The organism is Rothia koreensis (assembly GCF_004136575.1).
Lineage (GTDB): Bacteria > Actinomycetota > Actinomycetes > Actinomycetales > Micrococcaceae > Rothia > Rothia koreensis.
Map to the genome: position 1 here is coordinate 24,013 of NZ_NOIQ01000023.1, position 8,707 is coordinate 32,719.

The window sequence follows — 8,707 nt, forward strand, 5'->3', positions numbered from 1 at the left end:
AAAGGTTTCCCCATGACAACTCAAGAACTCACCGCCACGGAGGGCGTGCCACTGCCCTCCCGCAAACCCCAAAGTCTGCGGGCCGCCTGGCCCGCTCTGCTCGGCCTCTGCCTCGCCATGCTCGTGGAGATGGTCGACAACTCGATCCTCAACGTCGCCCTGCCGACCGTGGGGCGCGACCTCCAGGCCAACCCGACGGATCTGCAGTGGATCGTCGGCGCCTACTCGTTGACCTTCGGCGGCCTGCTGATGGTCGGAGGAACCCTCGGCGACAAGCTCGGGCGGCGTCGCACCCTGCTGACCGGTCTGGCGCTGTTCGGTGCGGCCGGACTCGCGGTCCTGCTGGTGCAGACCCCGGCTCAGTTGATTGCCGTCCGGGCCCTGTCCGGAGCATTTGCCGCACTTATGGCTCCGCTGACCATGTCTCTCGTGTTCAGGCTCTTCGACCGGGAGGATCTGCGAACCAAGGCCATCGGCGTAATCATGGTCGTGTCCATGATCGGATTCGCGATCGGCCCGACGCTGGCCGGTCTGGCCGTCCAGAGCTGGCCGTGGCAATCGCTCCTCGTGCTCAACGCCCCCATGGCTCTCATCGCCTGGGTCGGTGTCCGGTTCGGCGTCGCCAAGGACGACCCGGCCGATCGGCGTCGAGGAGGCACCGATGTCCCCGGTGGCCTGTTCTCGGTCGGGGCCCTGGGGCTGATCCTCTACTCGTTCACCGCAGGGACCGAATACGGTTGGTCCTCGCCGAGAACGCTCGGCATCCTGGCCGCGGGCATCGTCTGCCTCATCGCATTCGTCTGGCGCGAGAAGACCGCCAAGGACCCCATGCTCGATCTCGGGCTGCTCGCGATTCCGACCGTGCGCGGTTCGGCCGTCATGCAGACCGCGGTGATGATCGCGATGGTCGGCGTGATGTTCGGTTCGACGCAGCTGTACCAGTACGCATGGGGATGGTCGGCGTTCAAGGCTGGCCTGGCGAACCTTCCGTTCGTCGCCGGGATGCTGCTGGTCGGTCCGTTCGTGGATCGCATGGTCGTCAGGCTCGGTCACCGGAAGACGTCGATGGTCGGCATCTCGCTGGTCCTCGTGAGCCTGCTGCTGTGGGTCTACGCGGTCTCCCACGGCTACCTGTGGTGCGCGATCGGAATGCTGATCATGACGATGGGCATGCGAACCATCATGACCACGGGTGCGGTGGCCCTCCTGGGCGCGCTCCCGGAGACGCACACCTCGATCGGTTCGGCCATGAACGACACCGCCCAGGAACTCGGCAATGCCGTGGGAGTCGCGATCGTCGGAACCGTGATGGCCACCGTGGTCGGCAAGACGCTTCCGCACGGGGCCTGGGATGCCGCAACGGTCAACGGGTTCGTGCACTCCCAGCAGATATCGTTCTGGATCCTTGCCGGTCTGGTGCTCGTGATGTCCGCGATCGGCATCCGAACCCTGACCGATTCCAAGGAGACGGAAGAACACTGACCCCGGGGGCCGGGCATGCCCGCGGGTACGGGGTGGCGTCTGACCGCGGGACCTGCCCGGGTAGGGTGGGGCCGTGAGCAGGAAGAGCAGGAACCGCAAGGGCGGTGCGGCCGAGGAGCACGTCGCGGATGGCCCGGTCGAGGGCGAATACGCGATCGACACAGGCACCGCGGAGTTGGAACGGGACACGTTCCGTCCGGGGGCCTGGATGCTCAGAATCAATGGGGTCCAGTCGAGCCACGTGGTCGTGGGGGAGCCCCAGGAGCTCGCCTTCGAGTACATGCGGTGGATCGCCGCGGTGGTCGACTACTTCGTTGACCGGCACTTCGATCCGTCCGCGCTGCGCATGACCCATCTGGGCGGCGGTGCCTGTTCGATGCCGCGGTACTTTGCGGACGTCTGGCCCGGCAGCCGCCACTCCGTGGTCGAGCTCGACGGCAAACTCGCCGAATACGTGCGCGGTTGGTTCGATATCCCGCGTGCTCCCACCGTTCGCGTCCGGGTGGGAGAAGCCCGCGAGGTGACGGAATCTTTTGTCGACGACTCGCGCGACGTCGTCGTCCGTGATGTCTTCGCAGGTGCCCGGACGCCCCGCCCGCTCACGACCGTCGAATTCTTCCGACACGTACATCGCTCGCTGGCTCCCGGTGGCCTGTACGTGGCCAACTGCGGCGACACCAGGGAGCTCGCCGTCGCCCGGTCCGAGGTCGCCGGCCTCTGCGAGGTGTTCGCCCACGTCGCATGCGTCGCCGACCCGCCCATGCTCAAGGGCCGCCGGTACGGCAACATCATTCTTCTGGCCTCGGACACTCCGTTCCCGGACGCCCTCGACCCCGACGCCGCGGCACTGACCCGCGAGCTCCTGGGAGGCGGGGTCCCTGCCCACTTCAAGGACGAAAACTGGACGCGGCGCTTCGCCTCCGGTTCTGTCGCCCGGAGGGACCAGGGCTGATCAGCGGCGACGCCGGGCCGCGCTCCGGGCTGCGGGCGGGCTGCTCTGCGGGCTGCGGGCGGGCGCGAGGTGGCAGTTTTGAGCGGTTTTTCCGGCGAGGTGGCAGTGGCGTGCGGTTGTGGGGTCAAAAATCGCACGTGGTTGCCACTTCGCGCCGCGGGGCGCACGGGACTGCCACTTCGAGCCGCGGGCCGCACAGGATTGCCACTTCGAGCCGCCGGGTGCATGAGATTGCCGCCTCGGTCCGCCCTGGTGCACGTGGTTGCCACTTCGGCCTGTGGGTGTGTGCGAGATGGCAGTTTTGAGCGGTTTTTCCGGCGAGGTGGCAGTGGCGTGCGGTTGTGGGGTCAAAAATCGCACGTGGTTGCCACTTCGCGCCGCGGGCCGCACGGGATTGCCACTTCGAGCCGCCGGGGCGCATGAGATTGCCGCCTCGGCCCGCCCGGGGCGCACAAAGTTGCCACCTCGAGCGCCGATGCCGCGCAGCCCCGGAACCCCGGCCCGGCCGGAACGCCGCCCCGGCCGGAACCCCGACTTACGGGGCCACGGCGACGGCCGGGATCAGCGACGTCGCCTCCTGGACGTCGTTCATCTGGGCGAAGAGATGGCGTCGCTTCTGTCGCATCGTGCCCAGGGCGGCCAGCAGTACGCCCCCGACCGTCCACGCGATCATGACCCAGACCGGCTGAGTCAGTGCGGCCTCGGGGAAGTAGATGGCGTCCCGGACCGCCTCGATGCCCTGGGCCGAGAACAGCCAGGGGTTCACGCCGCCGTAGAAGCCGTTGATCATGTCGAGCGGCCCGTTGATCCCGGACGCCGACATCCCCAGGAACGGCATGAGCAGCATCGAAATCGGCATCATGGCCGGGCCGATGAGCAGCATCCCGCCCGTGGTCACGGCCAGGCAGGACAGGCCGAGAAGGTAGAACATGAACCACGGCGCGAGGGCCGAGGAGTCGAAGATCCCGAACATGCCCCAGCCGTAGAGGATCTCGCCGAAGGCCACGATGGCGGGCATCACCAGGGCCAGAACCACCCTGAGCCACGTCGCGACGGGGATGAGCCCCAAGATCATTCCGGTCATGAATCCGCCGAGTACCGCACCGAGCGCGAGATACACCGCAATGTTCGCGAGGTTGTCCTCGGAAGCCGCAGGTGCGACGTCGTGGGTCGAGAGCGTGGTCTGTGATTCTTGGGCCGTCGAGGAGAACAGGTTGGTCACCGCGGACTTGACCTGTGACCCGTTGGCTCCCGCGTAGTACATGTCGCCCGTTGCCGGGTTGTACGCGGCGCGGAGGCTGTGGTCCTTGATGTCGTCCTTGGCCTGGTTCACGGAGTCCACGCGCGAGACGTCGAAGGAATTCGCGGTCTGCTTGTCGAGGTCCTTCTCGGCCTGCTCGACGCGGTCTCCGGATCCGATGACGGCCACCTTCATGTCGTGGGGCGACAGGTGGTGGGTCATGCCCGTCATGACCAGGGGCATCATGACCATGATGAACAGCGGGAAGAGCATCCCGAGGGTGACCATTCTCTTGGTGGTCAGGGCCTGGTCCACTTGTCGTGCGGGCTTCGTGGGATCGGTGTGCACGCCGATACCGGATGCAGGGGGCATCGACCGGAGGCTCTCGGCCCGGGTCGTTTGGCGGTGCATGCTCGACCGGTGTCGGGCCGACGTCGACCCGTTGGAGTTCTGCTGCGGTGCATCCATCGAGGAATCGTTGTCATTCATGGAAGTCTCTGTTCCTATCGAGCGGGCTGGGAAGCGGTGCTGGGCTCGTCGCCGGGGGAGGGCGCGTCGTCCGTGTACGCGGTCAGGAGCGGTTCGTCGCTGGTGCGCGGCGGTCGGCGGTCCTCACCGGAGCCCATGGGCGGAACCGGTCGCGATCGGAGGCTGCCCATCCAGAGGAGTCCGGTGCCGATGAGCAACCAGACCGCGAGCACGAGGATCGGGGTCCCGACACCATTGCCGTCGAAGTACAGGGATCTCCTCATCAGTTCGGAGCTGGCCCCCGTGGGCAGAAGCTGGTTCATGACACGGAAGAAGCCGGGCATCATGTCGTACGACACCGCGACCCCGGTGGCAGGAATTCCCAGAATCACGAAAATCGTCAGCCCGATCAGGGAGGCCGCCTGGCCGATGATGTCGAAGAGTCCCATCTGGACCACCGACGCGGTGAAGAATGTGCCGGTGATGATCAGCGCGACCGGCATGATGTGGGCGTCGAAGGAGCCGAAGACGGCGTATGAGATCGCGGTTTCGACGACGCCGGCCGCCACGGCCATGACCGCCTGGACCGCCAGCCGGGTCCGAACGCGAGTTCGCGGCCCGAAGGTGTTGAGCATGGTTGCCGTCATGTATCCGGCGATGGTGGCACCGATGATCAGGTAGAGAAAGGACGTCCCGGTCGAGTCGTTCTCGCTCGGGGTCTTGATGTCCTTGACGTTCAGCGAGGTCCCGGACTGCTTGGCCACGGATTCGAAGATCCCCTGGGCGGCCTGGGTCGCCTGCCGGCTTCCGGCGGATGCCACGTACAGATCGCCCGTGCTCGGGTCGTACGCGGCGCGGGTATCCAGATGGCGCAGGTCGTCCTTCGCGGTATCCACGTCGGGGACCGTGGACACGTCCGTGGCGTCGTCGGCCTCGGCGGTGATCTCCTGGCTGATCTGGGAGGCCTGGGGCGATGTCTCGATGACCTCGACCTTCATGTCCCGGGGGTGGGGATTGTAGAACGCGGACACATATGACCCGGGGTAGGCAAAAGCCATGAACAAGGGGAAGAGCATGGCGAGAAGCACGAACTTGGTCGGGATCTTCTTCGCAGACAATTGCTGGGGCTGAACTGACATGACCATCACTTTACACTCGTAAACCAGCCTGTCAGGTGTAAGATAAGCGCACGAGGCACGAATGTGAGGAACAGATCATGACGAGCGAGTGCGGCGCGGAGGCCGCCGACCCCCGGATCGCGCAGACCCGACGCGCCTTCAAGACGGCCCTGTACGACGCCGCCGCGCCGGAGTGGAACTGGAAGGTGTCGGTCTCCGAGCTGTGCAAGCGGGCCGGGGTGTCCCGTTCGACGTTCTACCAGCATTTCGCGGCGGTCGACGACGTCTACACCGAGCTGCTCCGCGACCGCCTCGTCAACCTGGTGAGCCCCGCCGTGTGGCGTCGTGGTGCAGGTGTTCCCCGCAGCGGCGCGCTGGTCGCGCTCTTCGAGGACCTCCGTGCCGAACCCGGATTCTACGAGCCGATTCTCGGCGAGACCGAGGTCTTCGGCAATGCTCGCCGGTCATTCATCCGGTGGGTTGCCGAGCGTCTGTCGGAAACCTACTTCGGCGCGCCGTACGAGACCCTCGCGGCCGAGCCCCGTCAGAGGGTCATGTTCATCGCGGGTGGGGCCGTGGTGACCATGGGGTATTGGGTTTATTCCTCGGAACGGGACCCGAGCGTGACCCCCGTTGAGATTTCCGCCTACTTCAACTCGTACGTTTCCGCGCTGTCCACCGATTTCGTGCCGACGACGCCCGTGGAAACCCGGAGCGATTCCGAAGACGGCCCTCGCGCGGAGTCGCCCGGGACCGGAAGCGGCGGCCTCGCGGAGGCTGGGTCCTCCGGGCTACGGTAGAACCATGTATTCCGGCATCGCTTCGATGAAGCTCCGCACTCGCCGCTGACGGCGGCGAGTCCCCTCTGACTTCTCGTTCGCCGTCCTGGGCATCTGCCGGGCGGCCATTTCGTTCTGCCCGGCTCCACGACGAGCTGAGAGAACACCATGTCGAATTCATCCCTTTCAACCCCCTCTGCGAGCACCATGCTCTCGGCGGGACGTTCGGCCCAGATCAGGGCCGAAGCAATCCGCGTAACCCTCGGAGACCGGACCGTGCTCGACGGCGTCGACGTCACGGTCTCGGCCGGTTCCCGCCTCGCCGTCGTCGGCGAGAACGGCCGGGGCAAGACGACGTTGTTGCACGTGCTGGCCGGAATCCTGGCGCCCGACGACGGGCGCGTGTCCCGCGTCGGGTCCCTGACGCTCATCGAGCAGCATCTCGAGGCCGGCTTCGAACGGACCGTCGGCGACCTTATCCACGCCTCCATCGCCGAGGCTCTTGCGGCCCTCGAGGACCTCGAGGCGGCGACCGAAGATCTTGCCCATGGCCGGCCTGGCGCGGAGGCCAGGTACACCGCCGCTCTGGATGCGGCGACCCGATGCGACGCGTGGGATGCCGAGCGACGCGTCGACGTCGACCTGGAAGGGTTGGGCGCCTGCTCGGACCGCGAACGGGAACTCTCGACGCTGTCCGTCGGGCAGCGATACAGGGTGAGGTTGGCCGTCGCGCTCGGTTCCGGTGCGGACCTTCTGCTTCTGGACGAGCCGACGAACCATCTCGACGCTGAGGCACTGCGTTACCTGGTCCGTCGTCTCAAGGAGCATCGGGGCGGCCTGGTCCTGGTCAGCCACGATCGCGCCCTCTTGCGCGAGGTCGGGATCAGCTTTCTCGACCTGGATCCCACCAGAGACGGACTGCCCCGGCTCTATGCCGGAGGCTACGACGGGTGGGTCGCTGGCAGGGACGGCGAGAGAGACCGGTGGGAGCAGGAGTACCGCGACCAGGTTCGTGAACATTCGAGGTTGGCCGAGGCCGCCGACGAGGCCAGGGGCAAGCTCCGCACCGGGTGGAGGCCGGACAAGGGGACGGGCAAGCACCAGCGGGCCACGCGCTCGGACGGCGTGGTTCAGGCCTTCAATCGTCGCCTCGAGGATCTCGAGAGACACCGGATCACGGTCCCCGAGCCTCCTCTGCACTTCGCCATGCCGGATTCGTTGGGCACCAAGGGCAAACCCATTCTGCACGGAGAGGACATGATGGTGTCCGGCCGACTGGACCGACCGATCGATCTGAGGATCGACGGTGGTGACCGGTTGTTGCTGACCGGTCCGAACGGGGCAGGCAAGTCTACCGTTCTCTCCGCGCTGGCCGGGCGACTTCGGCTCACGAGCGGGGACCTGACCGTTCATCAGGGTGCTCGTGTCGCTGTGCTCTCCCAGGAGGTTCCGGACTGGGATTCGTCGAAGACGGCGTCGGAGACGTACCGGGACCACATCGACAGGATGGCTGTCGATGATCCTGCGTCGGCCGGTCGCGATGCGCCGTCGTTGCGGAGCCTGGGTCTGTTGGATTCGGCGTCGATCGGGGCTCCGGTCGGAAAACTGTCCCAGGGGCAGCAACGGCGCCTGCATCTGGCGCTGTGTCTGGCCGAACGCCCGGATCTGCTGATGCTTGACGAGCCGACCAACCACCTCTCGCCGGCCTTGGTCGACGAGCTGACGGCGGCTCTGCGAGCGACGGAGGCCGCGGTCGTCGTCGCAACCCACGATCAGCAGATGCTGGCCGACCTGGGAGATTGGCCCCGATTGGACATCGGCGATTACCGGGGCGGCGCGATCGGCTCCCCGTCCACGTAGAACCAGCGGCCGCCCTCGCGGACGAACCGGCTGTCCTCCCTCTGCACTCCTTTGACCCGCTGGTGCTCCGGCGCGCCCGGCCGGGAGCGGTAGTGGGCGGCGAAGGCGACGCGAGCGACGTCGTCGAACGGGCCGCCGGAGGTGCGAAGGATGTCGAGCCGCTGCCAGAGGACCGATTCGTCCAGCTCCAACGACGCCGGCCGCGTGCTCGGGTGCCAGCTGGCCAGCAGGTACTCCGGTTCCGACACGGCGAACGCCGTGAAGCGCGAACGCATGAGTGCCTCGGCGGTCGGCGGGTTGCTGCGGCCCGTCATGAAAGGCCCGCAACATGCGCCGAAAACCTCGCCAGTGCCGCAGGGGCAACGTGTGTCGTCGGAGATCGCGGTCATGGTGACCAGGATATCTGCCCCTGGCCCGGACCCGGGACCTACGGTTCGGGCTGGTTGACGAGCAGGGGCCAGTTGACCTCGTTGGTCCACCGTTCGTGGTTCGTTGCCGGAGGGGTGGGGCGTGGGGCGGTATCGCGGGCCGAGGTGGCAGTCTTGTGCGTTTTCGAGGGCATAATCTGCACAGATCTGCCACCTCGCGCCGCCGGGCGGCCTTGGGACGGTCCTGCGCGGCATCGGCGTGGCGCTGTTGGGTGGCGGTTGCCCGATGGGGTGGTGGTTGCCGGCGTCGTCGGGGCTCTGAGTGCCCTGTGCGCGGTGCCGTTGGGTGGTGGTTACCCGACTCGGTGGCGATTGCCGCCGTTTGGAGGCGGTTATGCCACCACCTAACGGCGGTGAGTGGCTCCCCATCGGGTAACCGC

At 66.8% G+C, this 8,707-nt stretch carries 7 protein-coding genes; 4 read left to right on the plus strand and 3 right to left on the minus strand.

Features of this window, described 5'->3' with window-relative positions:
* The first annotated feature begins 12 nt into the window (after positions 1 to 12).
* Positions 13 to 1,482: an MFS transporter gene (locus EWU68_RS11715; protein ID WP_129316316.1), complete on the plus strand. Its 1,470-nt coding sequence runs from the start codon at positions 13 to 15 to the stop codon at positions 1,480 to 1,482.
* A 73-nt stretch (positions 1,483 to 1,555) separates the two neighbouring features.
* Entirely contained in the window at positions 1,556 to 2,434 is an 879-nt protein-coding gene (locus EWU68_RS11720) for a spermidine synthase (RefSeq protein ID WP_129316317.1), read from the plus strand.
* 535 nt (positions 2,435 to 2,969) lie between these two features.
* Here EWU68_RS11720 and EWU68_RS11725 read toward each other — a convergent pair.
* A complete protein-coding gene (locus tag EWU68_RS11725; protein ID WP_129316318.1) occupies positions 2,970 to 4,163 on the minus strand; it encodes an ABC transporter permease in 1,194 nt (397 codons plus the stop codon).
* Between the two features lie 14 nt (positions 4,164 to 4,177).
* Complete coding sequence (locus EWU68_RS11730; RefSeq protein ID WP_129316319.1) at positions 4,178 to 5,281, minus strand: ABC transporter permease; 1,104 nt, start codon at positions 5,279 to 5,281, stop codon at positions 4,178 to 4,180.
* Between the two features lie 77 nt (positions 5,282 to 5,358).
* On the opposite strand from EWU68_RS11730, the gene EWU68_RS11735 reads away from it, so the two are divergent.
* Together EWU68_RS11735 and EWU68_RS11740 are read left to right on the plus strand one after the other, a co-directional pair.
* Positions 5,359 to 6,060 (plus strand): TetR/AcrR family transcriptional regulator, encoded by a 702-nt coding sequence (locus EWU68_RS11735; RefSeq protein WP_129316320.1) that lies wholly within the window; start codon positions 5,359 to 5,361, stop codon positions 6,058 to 6,060.
* A 147-nt stretch (positions 6,061 to 6,207) separates the two neighbouring features.
* Positions 6,208 to 7,899, plus strand: coding sequence for an ABC-F family ATP-binding cassette domain-containing protein (locus EWU68_RS11740; RefSeq protein WP_129316321.1), 1,692 nt, complete (start codon positions 6,208 to 6,210; stop codon positions 7,897 to 7,899).
* Here EWU68_RS11740 and EWU68_RS11745 read toward each other — a convergent pair.
* The gene (locus tag EWU68_RS11745) at positions 7,863 to 8,288 is read right to left on the minus strand and encodes a YchJ family protein (protein ID WP_129316322.1); all 426 of its coding nucleotides are present in this window, start codon (positions 8,286 to 8,288) and stop codon (positions 7,863 to 7,865) included. The two genes, EWU68_RS11740 and EWU68_RS11745, sit on opposite strands and share 37 nt — an antisense overlap.
* Positions 8,289 to 8,707: the final 419 nt, after the last annotated feature.